Raw genomic sequence first — 16,273 nt, forward strand, 5'->3', positions numbered from 1 at the left:
CCCCCCTCGGCCTGACCGGCCTCGTCCTCAGACGCCGGACCGGCTGAGCTGTGGCTGCGCGCCGTCGTCGGCCATCGGGTGGTCCGAATCCGCCCGGTTCCGGATGAGGAGCAGATACACCAGCCCCCCGACCGTCCCCGAGAGCAGGAAGCTGCAGTCCACCCCGCCCGTCAGGGTCAGCAGCGGGCCCTCGTACGACGGGAGGGAGACCGCGAGGAGGCCTACGCCTGCGCCGAGGGCCCAGGACGCCGTGGCCCGGATGTTCCAGCCGGACCGGTACCAGTAGACGCCGCCCCGCGAGCCGCGGTTGAAGACCTGGAGGGCGTCCGCGTCGTAGACGCCCCGGCAGCGGACGAAGCCGATGAGGGTGATGACCGCCCACGGGGTGCCGATGGCGGTGAGGAGGAGGACGAAGGAGGTCATCGCGGACTGGGCGTTCCAGGCGATGGGGGTCCCCCCGGGCGCGAGCGAAGCCGAGCGTTTGGGGGAGGCCGGCGAAGACGCAGGCCGTGGCGACGATGGCGACCGTGTAGGTGGCGCGGGCGCGGGAGGCGCGAGGGAGGATCGCGTCCAGGTCGAGGCCCATGGAGTAGAGCATGAGGCCCGCGTTGCCGACCGAGCCGGCCGAGGCGGAGAGCAGGAGCGGGACCAGGTACCAGGCGGGGGACGCCGAGACCAGCGGGCCCGCGTAGTCCGCCGCCGCCCGCGCCGCGTACGCGGTGAACGTGCCGAAGAGCTGCGGGACCAGCAGGCCCAGGACCAGGCCGAGCCAGGTCGCGTGCAGGACCCGGCGGGAGGTGTGGCGGGCCGGGGAGATGTAGCGGGTGTAGTCGCCGAGGAGGGTGATGAAGGCGACGGGGCCGGAGAGGCCGGCCGCCACGGCCGCCAGGCACCAGGTCGGCCAGAAGCCGCCCAGCAGGTAGCCGCCCGCCTCCGGCAGCGCGGAGGTGGTGAAGTGCGGGGCGTAGGCGAAGATCCCGAGGACCAGCAGGGCCGTCATGCCGATGGCGAGGACCTTGGACATGGCGAGCAGCACCCGGTAGCCGTAGACCGCGCCCGCCACCGTCGCCGCCGCGAGCACCGTGTAGACGACGGCGTACGCCACCCCGTCCGCCGGGAGACCGAACAGCCGGCCCAGCACGCCCACCATCACGTCGCCGCCGATCCACACGGTCAGCGCGGTGTAGCCGAAGGCTAGCAGCAGGCCCACCACCGAGCCGACCAGCCGCCCGCGCACCCCGAACTGGGCGCCCGAGGAGGTGGAGAGGTTGGTCGCGGTGCGGAGGGAGACCAGGGCCAGCGGAGCCGTGAAGACCGTGCCGACCAGCGTGCCCGCCACGATCGCGCTCACCGACGCCCACCAGCCGAGCCCGAAGGACGGCGGCAGCCAGCCGAAGATGATCACGCCGAGACAGAGGTTGGAGCCGAGCAGGATCGAGACCAGGTCCTTCGGCCCGCTGGTGCTCCCCCACGCTCTCAACTGCGTTCGAGCGCGGGAGGTACCCCCATCCCGTCCGGGATCGTGTCGACTCCGCGCTGTTCTATCGGCATGGCTGGTCCCCTTCGACGGCCGTGCAAAAGTTAGAGCGACGTTCAATGTGGGTGACCTGCTGTTCGATGGCAATGGTTCCCTTCTCGTAATCCGGCATTTAGAGTGTTGTTCTAAGTCGAGCCAGGTATGACGAAGCGAAGGAGGTGCCGGGCGTGCGACTGACCCCCACGGAACGTGACCGGCTGCTGCTCTTCGGAGCCGCCGAGCTGGCCCGGGCCCGCCGCGCGCGGGGCCTCAGGCTGAACGTGCCGGAGGCCACCGCGCTGATCGCGGACACCGTCTGCGAGGCCGCCCGGGACGGCCGGCGGCTCGCCGAGGCGATCGAGGCGGCCCGCTCCGTGCTCGGCCCGGCCGACGTGCTGCCCGGTGTCGCCGACGTCGTCACCGAGGTGCACGTCGAGGCCGTCTTCGACGACGGGTCGAGGCTCGCGGTCGTCACCGACCCGATCGGCGGCGGGGGGCTCGGCGAGGACGCGCCCGGCGCGCTGCTGCCGGGGCCCGAGCACGCCGACCCGGAGGCGGTCGTACGGCTGGCCGTCACCAACACCGCTGCCGTCCCCGTCTCCGTCACCTCGCACTTCCACTTCTTCGAGGCCAACCCGCGCCTCGACTTCGACCGCGCCGCCGCCTACGGCCTGCGGCTCGCCGTGCCCGCCGGGTCGTCCGTGCGGTTCGGGCCGGGTGAGTCGCTGGAGGTCGGTCTCGTGCCGATCGGCGGCGGCCGGGTCGCCATCGGCTTCGCCGGACTCGTCGACGGGCCGCTGGACGCGCCCGGCGCCCGCGAGGAGGCCCTGCGCCGCGCCGCCGCCTGCGGATACCTGGGGGCACGAGAGGCAGAGGAGACCGGTCGATGAGCCGTCCCGCAGGACACCCCGCCGAGGCCCGCCGCCTCACCCCCCACGAGTACGCGGCCACCCACGGCCCCCGCGCCGGCGACCGCGTCCGCCTCGGGGACTCGGGGCTCGTGATCCGCGTCGAGGACGACTCCCAGCGCTACGGCGACGAGTTCCTGGCCGGTTTCGGCAAGACGGCCAGGGACGGGCTGCACCTCAAGGCCGCCGCCGTCCGGGAGACCTGCGACGTCGTGATCAGCAACGTCGTCGTCATCGACGCCGTGCTGGGGATCCGGAAGGTGTCCATCGGCATCCGGGAGGGGCGGATCTGCTCGATCGGGCGTGCCGGGAACCCGGACACCCTCGACGGGGTGGACGTCGTGGTCGGCACCGGCACGTCCATCGTGTCCGGGGAAGGGCTGATCGCCACCGCCGGGGCCGTCGACACGCACGTCCACCTGCTGTCGCCGCGCATCATGGAGGCCTCGCTGGCCTCCGGCGTGACCACGATCATCGGGCAGGAGTTCGGGCCGGTCTGGGGCGTCGGCGTCAACTCGCCCTGGGCGCTGCAGCACGCGTTCAACGCCTTCGACGCCTGGCCGGTCAACATCGGCTTCCTCGGCCGGGGTTCGTCCTCGCACGCGGCCCCGCTGGTCGAGGCCCTCGCCGAGGGGGGCGCCTCCGGCTTCAAGGTGCACGAGGACATGGGCGCCCACACCCGGGCCCTGGACACGGCGCTGCGGGTCGCCGAGGAGTACGACGTCCAGGTCGCCCTGCACAGCGACGGGCTGAACGAGTGCCTCTCGGTCGAGGACACCCTCCGGGTCCTGGAGGGCCGCACCATCCACGCCTTCCACATCGAGGGCTGCGGCGGCGGACACGTGCCCAACGTCCTGAAGATGGCCGGCGTCCCCCACGTCATCGGCTCCTCCACCAACCCCACCCTGCCCTTCGGCCGGGACGCGGTCGCCGAGCACTACGGGATGATCGTCTCCGTCCACGACCTGAAGACCGACCTGCCCGGCGACGCCGCCATGGCCCGCGACCGGATCCGCGCCGGGACCATGGGCGCCGAGGACGTCCTGCACGACCTGGGCGCGATCGGCATCACCTCGTCCGACGCGCAGGGCATGGGCCGGGCCGGCGAGACCGTCCGCCGCACCTTCGCGATGGCCGGCAAGATGAAGGCCGAGCTCGGCGCCCCGGACGACGGCCACGACAACGAGCGCGTGCTCCGCTACGTGGCCAAGCTGACCATCAACCCGGCCATCGCGCACGGCCTCTCGCACGAGGTCGGCTCGATCGAGGTCGGCAAGCTCGCCGACATCGTGCTGTGGAGCCCGGAGTACTTCGGGGCCAAGCCGCAGCTGGTACTGAAGTCCGGCTTCCCGGCGTTCGGCGTCACCGGCGACCCCAACGCGGCCACCGACACCTGCGAACCCCTCGTGCTCGGACCCCAGTTCGGGGCGCACGGCGCCACCCCCGCCGACCTCTCCGTCGCGTTCGTGGCCCGGGCCGCCCTCGACCAGGGCCACGACACCATGCCCACCCGGCGCCGCCGGGTCGCCGTCCGCGGCACCCGCGGCATCGGCCCGGCCGACCTGCGGCGCAACTCCCGTACCGGAGCGGTCGACGTCGACCAGCGCACCGGCCTGGTCACCCTCGACGGCGAACCGCTGCACTCGGAACCGGCCGACTCCGTCTCCCTCAACCGCCTGTACTTCCTGTAAGGACCCCCACCATGGACAAGGCTGCCGCCGACGGCTTCCGGATGCCCGCCGAGTGGACCCCGCACGAGCGCACCTGGATGGCGTGGCCGGGCCCCAACCCCACCTTCGACGACGCCGACGACCTCATCGCCGCCCGGATGGCCTGGGCGTCCGTGGCCCGTGCCGTCCTCCGCTTCGAACCGGTGACCGTCGTGTGCGGCCCCGGCCAGTCGGCGGCGGCACAGACGCTGCTCGGCCCCGGCGTCGACACCGTCGAGCGGGACCTCGACGACGCCTGGATGCGGGACATCGGGCCCACCTTCCTCACCGACGGGCGTGAACTGGCCGCCGTCGACTGGACGTTCAACGGCTGGGGCGCCCAGCACTGGGCCCGCTGGGAGCACGACGCGAAGATCGCCGCGCATGTCGCGGACCTCGCGGGCGCGCGGACGTACGCCTCGAAGCTGGTCAACGAGGGCGGTGCCATCCACGTCGACGGCGAGGGGACCGTCCTGCTGACCGAGACCGTGCAGCTGGGCCCCGAGCGCAACCCGGGCTGGACGAAGGCGGAGGTCGAGGCCGAGATCCACGGGATGCTCGGCACCCGCAAGGCGATATGGCTGCCCCGCGGCCTCACCGGCGACTACCCCCCGTACGGCTTCGGCACCCTCGGCCACGTCGACATCGTCGCCGCCTTCGCCCGCCCGGGCGTCGTGGTCGCGCACTCCCAGCCGGACCCCGCGCACCCGGACCACGAGGTGAGCAAGGAGGTCATCGGGCTGCTGCGGTCCCAGACCGACGCGCGCGGCCGGACCCTGGAGGTCGTCGAGGTGCCCGCGCCGACCGCCCTGGAGGCCGACGGCCACTGGGCCGACTACTCCTACATCAACCACTACCTCTGCAACGGCGGGGTCGTGCTCTGCGGCTTCGACGACCCGCGCGACGAGATCGCCGCCGGGATCTTCCGCCGCCTCTTCCCCGAGCGGACGGTGACGCTGGTGGACGCCCGTACGATCTTCGCGGGGGGTGGCGGTATCCACTGCATCACCCAGCAGCAGCCGAGGATCTAGGAGCGGAGCGGAACATGGCCGGTGCGCGCAGGAACGCCCCGCCCCGCGAGGACGTGCTCGCCGCCGCCATGACGATGATCGCCGGACGGGGCCTGGAGAAGCTCACCATGGCCGCGCTCGGCCGTGAGGTCGGCATGAGCAGCGGCCATCTCCTCTACTACTTCCACTCCAAGGACGAACTCCTGCTCCAGGCCCTGGAGTGGAGCGAGGGCCGGCTGGGCGCCGAGCGCGGCCGGCTGCTCACCCGGCGCGGCACCGCCCGCGAACGCCTCGACGCCTACGTCGACCTGTACGTCCCCGACGGGCACCGCGACCCGCACTGGACGCTCTGGCTGGAGGTCTGGAACCGCTCGCAGAACGCCGACGACGCGGCCCGCGACCGGCAGGCCGCCATCGAGGGCGCCTGGCACCGCGACCTGGTGGCGCTGGTCGCCGAGGGCATCTCACGTGGCGAGTTCCGGCCCGTCGACCCCGACCGGTTCGCCGCCCGGCTGCGCGCCCTCCTCGACGGGTTCTCCATCCACGTGGCGATCGGCCTGCGCGGCACGGACCGGGCACAGGTCCTCGGCCATGTACGCGACTTCCTGGCAGCGGACCTCCTCGCGGACGCGTGACGGACTGCACACTGTTCGCATCCTGAGACGGACGGTGAGGACGGGGACGGGCTGTGCCAGACTGCCTCCGTGCTCTCGTTCGCCATGATTATTGGCAGCAGGCGCGCCGGTCCGCAGTGACCACCACGTACGACCAGGTACGGGTGGCCATCGTCGTCCTCGACCCGCGCGCAGACCTCTCGCACCCGCGAGGGGTTTTTTCGTTTTCCGGCCCACCTTCAGCCGGAGGACAGGCGCGAGGGACCATGGAGGGACGGTGGAGCCGGTCATTCCGGTACGACCGAGATTCGACATCAGGAGCCTTGAGACCATGACCGAGACGGAAACCAACGAGCTGGACGACTCGTTCCACGTCTTCGACACCACGCTGCGCGACGGCGCGCAGCGCGAGGGCATCAACCTCACCGTCGCGGACAAGCTCGCCATCGCCCGGCACCTGGACGACTTCGGCGTGGGCTTCATCGAGGGCGGCTGGCCCGGCGCCAACCCCCGGGACACCGAGTTCTTCGCCCGCGCCCAGCAGGAGATCGACTTCAAGCACGCCCAGCTGGTCGCCTTCGGCGCCACCCGCCGGGCGAACGCCAAGGCCACGGAGGACCCCCAGGTCAGGGCGCTGCTGGAGTCCGGCGCCCCGGTGATCACGCTGGTCGCCAAGTCGCACGACCGGCACGTCGAGCTGGCCCTGCGCACCACCCTCGACGAGAACCTGGAGATGGTCCGCGACACGGTCTCCTTCCTGAAGGCCCAGGGCCGCCGGGTCTTCGTCGACTGCGAGCACTTCTTCGACGGCTACCGCGCCAACCCCGAGTACGCGAAGGCCGTCGTACGGGCCGCGTCCGAGGCCGGCGCCGACGTGGTCGTCCTCTGCGACACCAACGGCGGCATGCTCCCCGCCCAGGTCAACGCCGTCGTCTCCACCGTCCTCGCGGACACCGGCGCCCGGCTCGGCATCCACGCCCAGGACGACACCGGCTGCGCGGTCGCCAACACCCTCGCCGCGGTCGACGCGGGCGCCACCCACGTCCAGTGCACGGCCAACGGTTACGGCGAGCGGGTCGGCAACGCCAACCTGTTCCCGGTGGTCGCCGCCCTGGAGCTGAAGTACGGCAAGCAGGTACTGCCCGAGGGCCGCCTGCGCGAGATGACGAGGATCTCCCACGCCATCGCCGAGGTCGTCAACCTCACCCCCTCCACCCACCAGCCCTACGTCGGCGTCTCGGCCTTCGCCCACAAGGCGGGCCTGCACGCCTCCGCGATCAAGGTCGACCCCGACCTCTACCAGCACACCGACCCGGCCCTGGTCGGCAACACCATGCGCATGCTGGTCTCCGACATGGCCGGCCGCGCCTCCGTGGAGCTCAAGGGCAAGGAGCTGGGCGTCGACCTCGGCGGCGACCGCGAGGTGGTCGGCCGGGTGGTGGAGCGTGTCAAGGAGCGCGAGCTGAGGGGCTACACCTACGAGGCCGCCGACGCCTCCTTCGAACTCCTGCTGCGCGCCGAGGTCGAGGGCAGGCCGCGCTCCTACTTCCGCGTCGAGTCCTGGCGGGCCATCGTCGAGGACCGCCCCGACGGCACCCACGCCAACGAGGCCACGGTGAAGCTCTTCGCCAAGGGCGAGCGGATCGTCGCCACGGCCGAGGGCAACGGCCCGGTCAACGCCCTCGACCGCGCCCTGCGCGTGGGCCTCGAAAAGATCTACCCGCAGCTCGCCAAGCTGGACCTCGTCGACTACAAGGTCCGCATCCTGGAGGGCAAGCACGGCACCGAGTCCACCACCCGCGTCCTGATCTCGACCTCCGACGGCACCGCCGAATGGTCCACGGTGGGCGTCGCGGAGAACGTCATCGCCGCCTCCTGGCAGGCCCTGGAGGACGCGTACACCTACGGCCTGCTGCGCGCCGGGGTGGAACCGGCGGAGTGACGAACCGCGCCCCGGGCCTCGCCTCCCGACCGACCGAGTAGGGCGGTGGGCGAAGGCCCGGGGGCGAAGGCCCCGGAGGGACCGTCACCCCGGCTCGAGCCCCGGGAGGAACCGGGACGCCCCGAACGCCGGTTTCAGGTCGGTCCACCATGTCGCCCCCTCGTCGTACGCCGCGAAGAAGGGCCGGTCGACCAGGTCCGGATCGCGGGCCTGGATGAGGTGGAGGACGAAGACCCGCTCGCCGGCCACCTCGGCGACGCCGTCCACGCAGACCTTGCCCGGCATCGCCGACATGACCGGGCCGCGGACCGTGCGGGCGAGGCCCGACACACGGGCGTAGGCGTCGCGGAAGACGGCGTGGCCGCGGGCGAGCGGGACGCCGAAGTAGCCCTGGGGGCCGGTGTCCCGCTCCACGAACTGGTAGTACGGCACCGCGCCCAGCCGGGTCGTCTCCTCCCACAGCTCGGCCCAGGCGTCCGCGCTGTCGTTGATCCCGGCCACCAGCGGGCCCTGGCAGCGGATCACGGCCCCGGTGCCGCGGACGCGCCGCATCGCCTCCCGTACGACGGGCGGGCGCAGCTCCTGCGGGTGCGTGAAGTGGGCCATCAGGGCCAGGTGCCTGCCGCTCGCCACCACCTCCTCGAAGAGCCGCAGCAGGTCGTCGGCGTCGCGGTCGGTGGTGAAGCGATAGGGCCAGAAGGCGAGCGACTTGGTGCCGATGCGGATCGAGCGGACGGTGTCGATCCGCAGCAGCGGCTCGACGTAGCGGCGCAGTACGTCCGTGCTCATCACCAGCGGGTCGCCGCCCGTGACCAGGACGCTGGCGACCTCGGGGTGGGCGCGCAGGTAGGAACCGGTGGCCGCGATGTCGTCCGTGGCGATGCGCAGGTCGGCCTCGCCGACGAACTGCGGCCAGCGGAAGCAGTAGGTGCAGTAGGCGTGGCAGGTCTGGCCCTGACGCGGGAAGACCAGCACCGTCTCCGGGTACTTGTGCTGGAGGCCGGTCAGCCGCTGCCCCTCGTGCACGGGGACGTTGGCGTCCAGCTGGCCGGAGGGGTGCGGGTTGAGCCGCATCCGGATCTCGTGCGCGGCGCGCTGGATCTCGGCCCGCGACGCGTCCCGGCCCAGCAGCTCGGCCATCCGGCGGACGTCGGGCGCGGGCAGCATCCCCGACTGCGGGAAGGTCAGCCGGAAGACCGGGTCCTCGGGGACGGCCGACCAGTCGATCAGCTCGTCGACGACGTAGGCGTTCGTGCGGAACGGCAGGACCGAGGAGACCGCCCGCAGCTCCAGCCGCTGATCGTCCGTCAGGGAGACCCGGCGGAGCAGACCGTCCAGGTCACGGGGCGTGAAGGCGCGGAAACGGGGGTGGTGCGCTGAGCTCATCTGTGGCGGGGCCCTCTGTTGTTCATTCCGTGACCAGGACCGTGGACGGCCGCAACTCCACGAAGGCAGCCGCCCGCGCATCGTACTTCTCCCCGAAGTGCCGGATGAGCCGTCCGTGCAGCTCGCTCTCGTCGTCGACCACGATGACGTCGTGCGCGCCGGACCCGCTCAGCGCGTCGCTGTAGGCACTGAGTTGGTCGAGGCGGTGGCGGGCCAGGTAGGTGACGAGGTCGGGGGCGGCGACGTAGAGGCGGTCGTCGAGGAAGACGAAGTGGCAGACGAAATCGCGTCGCCCGTCCGTGGCGTCGACGAGGGTGACGGGCAGACGGGTGAACCGTTCCATCGGCTTGCCCTGCTGCCACAGTTCGTCGAAGCGCTGTTCGACGAAGGTGCCCAGCGGGGAGCGGACCGCGACTTCCAGCTGGACGCCCTCGCCGGAGAGCCGGCCGACGGTCAGGAAGGAGACCAGGCAGCGCTCGTCCCAGCGGTAGAGGGTGACGCCGGGGGAGGTGGAGCACAGCCGTACCTCCAGGAGCTGCCGGGAGGTGGCGTCGAGGCGGCGGGCGAACCCGTCCAGGGTGCGCAGGTTGCGCATGATGTCGCGGCGGATGTCGGCGCTCTGCTCACCCAGTTCACGGCCACGCAGGATGACGGCGAGGGAGTCGGGGTCCAGGAGCAGGATCTGCACCCGGGCGCCGCTCGCCGTGGCGGACCTGACGCCCCGGAAGAGGCGCTCGGAGAACTGCGGGCCGAACAGGTTGGAGAAGGTGTCCAGGACCTTCACGTTGGAGGTGGAGCCGTGCACCTGGGCGGCGAACCACTCGTAGTCCAGGCGGGTGTGCTCGCGGACCCGGCCCTCCTGGGCCCGGGATATCAGCGGGCCGATGACGAACACCGTGATGACCACGCCGACGAGGTCGGTACCGAGGTTGAGGGCGAGGTTCTGCCCGTAGCTGTCCATCGTCGAGGCCCGCCACAGCAGCAGGCCCGCGACGGCGGTGAGCAGGGCGAGCACGGTGAGGCTCTGCGGGCGGCGCGGGGTGCGTAACGTGCGCATCAGCCAGCGCAGTCGTGGCATCGGCGATCGTCCGCTCACGCGTGTTCCCTCCCCCGTGTGGAACCAGGAGATACCCGCACGGGGGAGGTGATACGCGTCGGACGGACCATCGAAGATCGGCCACCGGTACGACCGGTGGGGTCAGCCGAGCTGGTGCATCCAGCCGTGCTTGTCCTCGGCCGTGCCGCGCTGGATGTCGAGAAGGGCCTCGCGGAGCCGGAGGGTGACCTCGCCGGGCTCCCCGCCCGACTGCTGCCACTCGGCGTTCGCGCGCTTGACCGTGCCGACCGGGGTGATCACGGCGGCGGTGCCGCAGGCGAAGACCTCGGTGAGGGTGCCGTTCTCGGAGTCGCGCTGCCACTGCTCGACGGAGACCCGGGCCTCCTCGGACTCGTAGCCGAGGTCGCGGGCGACCGTGAGGAGGGAGTCGCGGGTGACGCCTTCGAGGATGGAGCCGGTGAGGGTCGGCGTGACGATCTTGTCGCCGTACACGAAGTACAGGTTCATGCCGCCGAGTTCCTCGACCCACTTGTGCTCGACCGCGTCGAGGTAGCAGACCTGGTCGCAGCCCTGGGCCGCGGCCTCGGCCTGGGCGAGCAGGGAGGCCGCGTAGTTGCCGCCGGTCTTGGCGTCGCCCATGCCGCCGGGGACGGCGCGGACGCGGTCCTCGGAGGCCCAGATGGAGACGGGCTTCACGCCGCCGGGGAAGTAGGCGCCGGCCGGGGAGGCGATGACCAGGAAGAGGTACTCGTTGGCCGGCTTGACGCCGAGGCCGACCTCGGTGGCGATCATGAAGGGGCGCAGGTAGAGGGACTCCTCGCCGCCGTGCGCGGGGACCCACGCCTTGTCCTGCTTGACCAGCAGGTCGCAGGCCTCGATGAAGGTCTCGACCGGCAGCTCGGGCATGGCGAGCCGGCGGGCGGACCGCTGGAAGCGCTTGGCGTTCTGGTCCGGGCGGAAGGTGGCCACGGAGCCGTCGGGGCGGCGGTAGGCCTTGAGGCCCTCGAAGATCTCCTGGGCGTAGTGCAGGACGTTGGTGGCCGGGTCGAGGGGGATCGGCGCGTACGGGACGAGCTGGCCGTCGTGCCAGCCGCGGCCCTCGGTCCACTTGATCGTCACCATGTGGTCGGTGAAGTGGCGGCCGAATCCGGGGCTGGCCAGGATCGCCTCGCGCTCCGCGGCGGGCAGCGGGTGTGCGGACGGCTTGAGCTCGATCGTGGGCGTCGTCATGAGTAGGTGTCCTTCACCGGTTGTAGTGATCGGCCGCGCGCACACCCGTAGGCCGGTGTCCGGGAGCAGGGCGAGTGCCCTGTCGTAGGACGTCCGAGCATTCCCTCATGGCGCGGCTCCGCGTTCGATTATCGCGCGGGGGCCGGGGTGGAAGGAATCGGGGTGAATGCGGACCCGGGGTTGATGGTGGCACCCGGCGGCAGGCATGGGAAAGCCGCCGGGCGCTGGTGCGACCCGGCGGCTTCGAAGTCGTGCTTCGAGTGGCTCGGGTCAGCCGGCTACTCGTACGGCGAGCGCGTCGCCGATCTCCGAGGTGGAGCGGGCGGGCTTGCCCTGGCGTTCGGTGAGGTCGGCGGTGACGGCCTCCTCGACGCGGGCGGCCTCGGCCTCGTAGCCGAGGTGGCGCAGCAGCAGGGCGACGGACAGGACCGTGGCGGTGGGGTCGGCCTTGCCCTGGCCCGCGATGTCGGGCGCGGAGCCGTGGACCGGCTCGAACATGGACGGGAACTCGCCGCTCGGGTTGATGTTCCCGCTCGCGGCGACGCCGATGCCGCCGGAGACGGCCGCGGCCAGGTCGGTGATGATGTCGCCGAAGAGGTTGTCGGTGACGATGACGTCGAACCGGCCGGGGTCGGTGACCAGGTAGATCGTCGCCGCGTCGACGTGGATGTAGTCCGTGGTGACCTCGGGGAACTCCGCGGCCACCTTGTTGAAGATGTTCGTCCACAGGTGCCCGGCGAAGGTCAGCACGTTGTTCTTGTGGACCAGCGTGAGCTTCTTGCGCGGGCGGGCCTGGGCGCGGGCGAAGGCGTCCCGGACGACCCGCTCGACGCCGAAGGCCGTGTTGACGGACACCTCGGTGGCGACCTCGTGCTCGGTGCCCTTGCGGATGGTGCCGCCGTTGCCGGTGTACGGGCCCTCGGTGCCCTCGCGGACCACGACGAAGTCGATCTCGGGCTCGCCGGCCAGCGGGGTGGCGACACCGGGGAGCAGCTTCGACGGACGCAGGTTGACGTGGTGGTCGAAGGCGAAGCGGAGCTTCAGCAGGAAGCCGCGCTCCAGGACGCCGGAGGGCACGCTCGGGTCGCCGATGGCTCCCAGCAGAATGGCGTCGTGCCCCTTCAGCGCGTCGAGGTCGGCGTCGGTGAGGGTCTCACCGGTGGCGTGGTAACGCTTGGCGCCGAAGTCGTACTCCCTGGTCTCCAGCTTCACGTCCTCCGGGAGGACGGCGGAGAGGACCTTGAGGCCTTCGGCCACGACTTCCTGCCCGATGCCGTCACCGGGGATCACTGCGAGATCGATGCTGCGAGACATGCCCGGCACCCTACTCCTCGTCCCATGGGATGACATGGAGCGTCCGGCATGCGGACACGGCGGGTCGTCCCGTCGCCGGGCGTTCACCCGTACGTGTGGCTGGTGTTGACCCGCGCTGGGCAACCTCTCGGGCATGGACAACCCCGGCACGGACATCCCCGACTTCGGCATCCCGCCGCGGCTCGCCGCCCGGCTGAGCATGGCCGAGCAGTACGAGTATCTGCGTGCCCGGCTGGTGAGCCGCCGCACCCTGGTGACGGCGGGCGCGGTGGCGGGCGGCGCGCTGGTGGCCGGCTGCGCGAAGTCGGCGAGCCCGGCTCCGGCGACCTCCGCGGTCCGGGGCGCGGCGGTCGTGCCGTTCGGCCGCCATCTCGCCTTCGGCGCCGACCCGCGGACGCAGATGCGGATCTCCTGGCAGGTGCCGTTCGCCGTGAAGAAGCCGTTCGTGCGGATCGGGACGCGCCCGGACCAGCTGGGCACGCGTGTCGCCGCCGAGATCCGGCACCTGCACACGCCCGGCGTGCAGGGGGTGCGCCCGGTGGTCGAGCAGTACTACGTGCACGCGGCCCTGACCGGCCTCACGCCCGGCACCACGTACTACTACGGCGTCGGCCACGACGGCCGGGACCCGGCCGCCCCCCACCACCGCGGCACCATCACGCCGTTCCGCACCGCGCCCGCGAGCCCGGAGCGGTTCGTCTTCACGGCCTTCGGCGACCAGGGCGTCAGCCAGGCCGGGAAGGCCGCCGACAACGCGCTGCTGAAGCAGGACCCCGCCTTCCACCTGCACGCCGGCGACATCTGCTACGCGGACGGCAACGGCGCCGGGAAGACCTCGGACGGCTACGACGCCCGGGAGTGGGACCGGTTCCTGAAACAGAACGACCCGGTGGCACGGTCCGTGCCGTGGATGGTGACGACCGGCAACCACGACATGGAGGCCTGGTACTCCCCCGACGGCTACGGCGGCCAGTACGCCCGCTTCGCCCTCCCGGACAACGGCTTCGACCCGCACGGGTCACCGGGCGTGTACGCGTTCACCTACGGCAACGTGGGCTTCGTGGCGCTGGACGCGAACGACGTGTCGTACGAGATCCCCGCCAACCTCGGCTACAGCGGCGGCCGGCAGACGACGTGGCTGGAGCGGAAGCTGAAGGAGCTGCGGGCGGCGAAGGGCGTGGACTTCGTCGTCGTCTTCTTCCACCACTGCGCGTACTCGACGTCCTCGCACGCCTCCGACGGCGGGATCCGGGCGGCCTGGCTGCCGCTGTTCACCCGGTACCAGGTGGACCTGGTCATCAACGGGCACAACCACGTCTACGAGCGCACGGACGCGGTGAAGGGCGGCGGGGTCGGCCGCGCGGTCCCGGTCGGCGGCTCGACCGACCCGACGCGGGACGGGATCGTGTACGTCACGGCGGGCGGCGGCGGGCGCGGCCTGTACGGGTTCCCGTCGGGGGTGAAGGACAGCTACGAGGGGCACGTCACCCGGCACGGCGCGGTGGACAGCTCCCACTGGACGAAGGGGCAGCACAGCGTGGCGGAGACGGTGGAGTGGTCGCGGGTGCGGTACACCGGCTTCTCCTTCCTCAGGGTCGAGGCGGAGGCGGGTACGGCCCCGAGGCTGAAGGTGTCGGCGCTGGCGCAGAGCGGTGCGCGGATCGACCACTTCGAGGTACGCCGGGGCGGCTGACCCCGGAGTACGGCGCGGCTGTCCCGGCCGCGCCGTACCCCGTGCGGGCGCGGCTCCCGTCGAGGGGTTGCTACACGTGTTACCGACGGTGCGTCAACGGCCCGTCAGCGGCTCAGTGGCCGGTCTCGCCGCCGTTGTCACGGCGGTCGAGGGCGCGCTGGAGTGCGGCGGCGGCGTTCTTGCGGTCCGAGTCGCTGGTGCGGGACACGTGGCGGACTCGGCGGCGGACGGTCGTCTCGGCCATGGGAATCGACTCCTTCGACATACAGGGAGTACGGCAAGGGGGGATACGAGACGCCGGAAGGGGCGGGGAGCGGTGCCGCAGGGGTTGCCTGCACGGGGCCCGGCTCACGACCGCCATTCGCTTGATCGAGCGAGACGTTCGGCTCCTACAAAAGTAAGGGAGCGGCCCGCTTCTGTCTGCACAATTACTCGGACTTCCTACTATCTGAGACGGCAAGGCCGGTCACCCGGCCGTGAGCTGGCGTTTTGACGGCTGGGGCGGGTGGGGCGAACGGGTTACATGACGTCTCCGTCGCGCCAGTCGAAGACCAGCTCGTGGGCGGGGTCGAGGGCACCGGCCAGGGCGGGCCGCACGAACACGTCCCCCTCCTCCGCGGCGAGCCGCACGATCCCCCGGTCCGGGGACAGCGCGCAGATCCTGCCGGGCCAGCGCTGCCAGCCCCGGACCGTGTACAGCCGGGCACCGTCGTCGCTCGCGCCGAGCGCGCCGAGGTCGTAGGCCCGCTCGACGATCCGTTCCAGCGCTGCCATCACCCGCCCGCCGTGCCCCCGGCGGCGGGCGTCGGGCCGTACGCCCACCGCCTCGACGTAGCCGACGCGCAGCCAGCGGCCCCGGTGCCGGGCGCGGCGCATGACGACCGAGCCGTGGGCGGCGAGCCCGGCCTCGTCGTGGACGAGCGCGTGCAGACCGCCCAGGCCGTGCTCCCAGTCGGTGTCGCCGAAGTCCCCGCCGAACGCCTCGTGGAGCAGGGCGCGGGCGGCACTCAGGTCGGCTGGGTCGAGGTCGGCGGTGTGGGCGATGCGGAGCGACGGGAGAGACATGGCCCCAGTGTCGTACGGGACTACCAGGCGACGGGGCCGTTGCGGTCGATGAAGCGGCCCGTTCCGGCGTCGGAGGCATCGGACGCGTCGGACGCGTCGGACGCGTCGGACGCGTCGGACGCGTCGGACGCGTCGGATCGCTCGGTGGCGAGACGGACGATCGCGTCCGTGCCCTCGGTGACGGTCTGCGGGCCGCTGTGGGCGTTGAGGTCGGTCGCCGTGTAGCCCGGGTCGACGGCGTTGACGCGGATGTCCTTGAGGGCCTTGGCGTACTGGGTGGTCAGCATGGTCAGGGCCGACTTGGAGGCGGTGTAGAGGGGCGAGACGACGGTGGACTCGACGCGGGCCGGGTCGTGGGTGAGCGCGAACGACCCCATCCCGCTGCTGACGTTGACGACGACCGGGTCCGGCGAGCGGCGCAGCAGCGGGAGGAAGGCGGTGGTGGTGCGGATGACACCGAAGACGTTGACGTCGAAGACGCCGAGGGCGTCCGCGCCGGTCAGCTCCGCGGGGTCGCCGTGCGGGCCGGCGATGCCCGCGTTGTTGACCAGTACGTCGATCCGGCCCTCGTGGGCGGCGACGTCGGCCGCCGCGGCGGCGACCGACGCGTCGTCGGTGACGTCGATCCGGACGAACCGCGCGCCGAGCGCGTCGGCCGCCGCCGCGCCCTGCTCGGGGTCGCGGGCGCCGACGAGCACGGTGTGGCCGAGTGCGACGAGGCGGCGGGCGGTCTCGCGGCCGAGGCCCTTGTTGGCCCCGGTGATGAAGGTGATGGTCATGGATCGATCGTCCGCCCGGCGCGGGGCCCCTGCCAGGGACGCCTCGACCG

The 16,273-nt window shown here is 72.0% G+C and carries 13 protein-coding genes and 1 pseudogene; 6 read left to right on the plus strand and 8 right to left on the minus strand.

Annotated features, from left to right (window positions below; genetic code table 11):
- Positions 1-27 precede the first annotated feature (27 nt).
- Positions 28-1,551 (minus strand): annotated as a pseudogene (locus tag AB0D74_RS11905) (cytosine permease).
- A gap of 153 nt (positions 1,552-1,704) precedes the next feature.
- Between AB0D74_RS11905 and ureA the strand changes: the two are divergent.
- The 5 genes from ureA (at position 1,705) to cimA (ending at position 7,699) form a co-directional block, all read left to right on the plus strand.
- Positions 1,705-2,406 carry an urease subunit gamma gene (gene ureA / locus AB0D74_RS11910; RefSeq protein ID WP_362583660.1) on the plus strand — a complete coding sequence of 234 codons (702 nt, stop codon included), beginning with the start codon at positions 1,705-1,707 and terminating at the stop codon, positions 2,404-2,406.
- A complete protein-coding gene (locus tag AB0D74_RS11915) occupies positions 2,403-4,115 on the plus strand; it encodes an urease subunit alpha (RefSeq protein ID WP_362583663.1) in 1,713 nt (570 codons plus the stop codon). Before ureA ends, AB0D74_RS11915 begins: the two co-directional genes overlap by 4 nt.
- 11 nt (positions 4,116-4,126) lie before the next feature.
- Positions 4,127-5,164: an agmatine deiminase family protein gene (locus AB0D74_RS11920; RefSeq protein ID WP_362583667.1), complete on the plus strand. Its 1,038-nt coding sequence runs from the start codon at positions 4,127-4,129 to the stop codon at positions 5,162-5,164.
- Between the two features lie 14 nt (positions 5,165-5,178).
- Positions 5,179-5,778 (plus strand): TetR/AcrR family transcriptional regulator, encoded by a 600-nt coding sequence (locus AB0D74_RS11925; protein ID WP_362583670.1) that lies wholly within the window; start codon positions 5,179-5,181, stop codon positions 5,776-5,778.
- Positions 5,779-6,088: 310 nt separating this feature from the next.
- The gene (gene cimA / locus AB0D74_RS11930; protein WP_362583673.1) at positions 6,089-7,699 is read left to right on the plus strand and encodes a citramalate synthase; all 1,611 of its coding nucleotides are present in this window, start codon (positions 6,089-6,091) and stop codon (positions 7,697-7,699) included.
- An 84-nt stretch (positions 7,700-7,783) separates the two neighbouring features.
- Here the strand turns inward: cimA and AB0D74_RS11935 are convergent, their stop codons facing one another.
- The 4 genes from AB0D74_RS11935 to AB0D74_RS11950 all read right to left on the minus strand — a co-directional run bounded on the left by AB0D74_RS11935 (position 7,784) and on the right by AB0D74_RS11950 (position 12,686).
- Positions 7,784-9,085, minus strand: coding sequence for a lysine 2,3-aminomutase (locus tag AB0D74_RS11935; protein WP_362583676.1), 1,302 nt, complete (start codon positions 9,083-9,085; stop codon positions 7,784-7,786).
- Positions 9,086-9,107: 22 nt separating this feature from the next.
- Positions 9,108-10,181: a hypothetical protein gene (locus tag AB0D74_RS11940; RefSeq protein WP_362583679.1), complete on the minus strand. Its 1,074-nt coding sequence runs from the start codon at positions 10,179-10,181 to the stop codon at positions 9,108-9,110.
- A gap of 102 nt (positions 10,182-10,283) precedes the next feature.
- The gene (locus AB0D74_RS11945) at positions 10,284-11,372 is read right to left on the minus strand and encodes a branched-chain amino acid aminotransferase (RefSeq protein WP_362583682.1); all 1,089 of its coding nucleotides are present in this window, start codon (positions 11,370-11,372) and stop codon (positions 10,284-10,286) included.
- Between the two features lie 270 nt (positions 11,373-11,642).
- Entirely contained in the window at positions 11,643-12,686 is a 1,044-nt protein-coding gene (locus AB0D74_RS11950; protein ID WP_362583685.1) for a 3-isopropylmalate dehydrogenase, read from the minus strand.
- Positions 12,687-12,819: 133 nt separating this feature from the next.
- Here AB0D74_RS11950 and AB0D74_RS11955 point away from each other — a divergent pair, with 133 nt between their 5' ends.
- On the plus strand, positions 12,820-14,379 hold the full coding sequence (locus AB0D74_RS11955; RefSeq protein WP_362583687.1) for a metallophosphoesterase family protein: 1,560 nt from the start codon (positions 12,820-12,822) through the stop codon (positions 14,377-14,379).
- A 112-nt stretch (positions 14,380-14,491) separates the two neighbouring features.
- Here the strand turns inward: AB0D74_RS11955 and AB0D74_RS11960 are convergent, their stop codons facing one another.
- The 3 genes from AB0D74_RS11960 to AB0D74_RS11970 all read right to left on the minus strand — a co-directional run bounded on the left by AB0D74_RS11960 (position 14,492) and on the right by AB0D74_RS11970 (position 16,223).
- Positions 14,492-14,623, minus strand: coding sequence for a hypothetical protein (locus AB0D74_RS11960; protein ID WP_294004210.1), 132 nt, complete (start codon positions 14,621-14,623; stop codon positions 14,492-14,494).
- Positions 14,624-14,898: 275 nt separating this feature from the next.
- Positions 14,899-15,444, minus strand: coding sequence for a GNAT family N-acetyltransferase (locus tag AB0D74_RS11965; RefSeq protein WP_362583690.1), 546 nt, complete (start codon positions 15,442-15,444; stop codon positions 14,899-14,901).
- Between the two features lie 20 nt (positions 15,445-15,464).
- Complete coding sequence (locus AB0D74_RS11970) at positions 15,465-16,223, minus strand: SDR family NAD(P)-dependent oxidoreductase (protein ID WP_362583693.1); 759 nt, start codon at positions 16,221-16,223, stop codon at positions 15,465-15,467.
- Positions 16,224-16,273: the final 50 nt, after the last annotated feature.

Origin of the sequence: Streptomyces sp. NPDC048278 (assembly GCF_040652195.1) — a bacterium.
GTDB lineage: Bacteria > Actinomycetota > Actinomycetes > Streptomycetales > Streptomycetaceae > Streptomyces.

Bases quoted from the DNA above. Each gene is read 5' to 3' on its own strand.
- AB0D74_RS11925 (WP_362583670.1), top strand. From the start codon at position 5,179: ATGGCCGGTGCGCGCAGGAACGCCCCGCCCCGCGAGGACGTGCTCGCC.
- AB0D74_RS11935 (WP_362583676.1), bottom strand. From the start codon at position 9,085: ATGAGCTCAGCGCACCACCCCCGTTTCCGCGCCTTCACGCCCCGTGAC.
- AB0D74_RS11960 (WP_294004210.1), bottom strand. From the start codon at position 14,623: ATGGCCGAGACGACCGTCCGCCGCCGAGTCCGCCACGTGTCCCGCACC.
- AB0D74_RS11965 (WP_362583690.1), bottom strand. From the start codon at position 15,444: ATGTCTCTCCCGTCGCTCCGCATCGCCCACACCGCCGACCTCGACCCA.
- AB0D74_RS11955 (WP_362583687.1), top strand. From the start codon at position 12,820: ATGGACAACCCCGGCACGGACATCCCCGACTTCGGCATCCCGCCGCGG.
- AB0D74_RS11950 (WP_362583685.1), bottom strand. From the start codon at position 12,686: ATGTCTCGCAGCATCGATCTCGCAGTGATCCCCGGTGACGGCATCGGG.
- AB0D74_RS11915 (WP_362583663.1), top strand. From the start codon at position 2,403: ATGAGCCGTCCCGCAGGACACCCCGCCGAGGCCCGCCGCCTCACCCCC.
- AB0D74_RS11920 (WP_362583667.1), top strand. From the start codon at position 4,127: ATGGACAAGGCTGCCGCCGACGGCTTCCGGATGCCCGCCGAGTGGACC.
- AB0D74_RS11945 (WP_362583682.1), bottom strand. From the start codon at position 11,372: ATGACGACGCCCACGATCGAGCTCAAGCCGTCCGCACACCCGCTGCCC.
- cimA (WP_362583673.1), top strand. From the start codon at position 6,089: ATGACCGAGACGGAAACCAACGAGCTGGACGACTCGTTCCACGTCTTC.
- AB0D74_RS11970 (WP_362583693.1), bottom strand. From the start codon at position 16,223: ATGACCATCACCTTCATCACCGGGGCCAACAAGGGCCTCGGCCGCGAG.